The following is a 747-nucleotide window of genomic DNA, read 5'->3' on the forward strand; positions in this document are numbered from 1 at the left end:
TGAGGTAGCCAATGCAGCCCGTGAAGTAGCACAAGAGGCTGAGCGATTAAGCAAGGCTGCGACTGAGTACCAAGAGGCACAGCAAGTAATCGCTAAGTCTGAAGCTAACGAAACAGGTGGCTTGATTACCAATGATAGCTTTGATGTTCTCTTATCACAGTGGATTAAAGGACTTCGTAACCTTGAGCAAGAAGAACGAATGTTTGACCGATTGGGATAGAGATATGCAGGAAATGAGTGTGGGGGGTGCTTAAAAATTAGGCAATAAAGGGCTTCCTGACCGCCCATTCCCCCTCGAATTATTGCAAACAGAAAAATTTTAATAGGTGAATCATGATGTTACCAAAGAGCACAACTGCGGCGGGTGCGCTGGCTTCTTTTCAGGGTGCACAAAGTACAATTGAGCCGCCGATTAAGCTGATTAAAGCTGAGAGGAAATATTGGGATTTGATTATTGCCACGCGGCATTTTCAATCATGGACGCCAGCGGATTTATTGCAGGCTGCCAACCTTTCACGATGCTATCACCAGATAGACCAAGCTTACAAATCCATGAGCGAAGATACTAAGGCATTTGAGAAGTACGAGAAGCTGAGCCGATTGGCGGTATCGATTAGCAGCAAGATACAAATCCATGCGGGTGCCACGGTGGGCAAGTCTGCTGACCAAACAGTGAAGAACCAAAAGCAGCGTGAAGCTGGTACGATTTTGGATAAAACCAGCCGATACATTAAGCGCCCTGAGGTT

At 46.3% G+C, this 747-nt stretch carries 2 protein-coding genes; both read left to right on the top strand.

Going from position 1 to position 747, the window contains the following annotated elements; translation table 11 throughout:
- A partial coding sequence (locus A2F46_RS12740; RefSeq protein ID WP_197457671.1) for a hypothetical protein occupies positions 1-220 on the top strand: 220 nt, incomplete at its 5' end.
- 113 nt (positions 221-333) lie between these two features.
- On the top strand, positions 334-747 hold a 414-nt coding region (locus tag A2F46_RS11750; RefSeq protein WP_156471654.1), incomplete at its 3' end, for a hypothetical protein.

This window comes from Snodgrassella sp. CFCC 13594 (assembly GCF_001590725.1).
GTDB lineage: Bacteria > Pseudomonadota > Gammaproteobacteria > Burkholderiales > Neisseriaceae > Snodgrassella.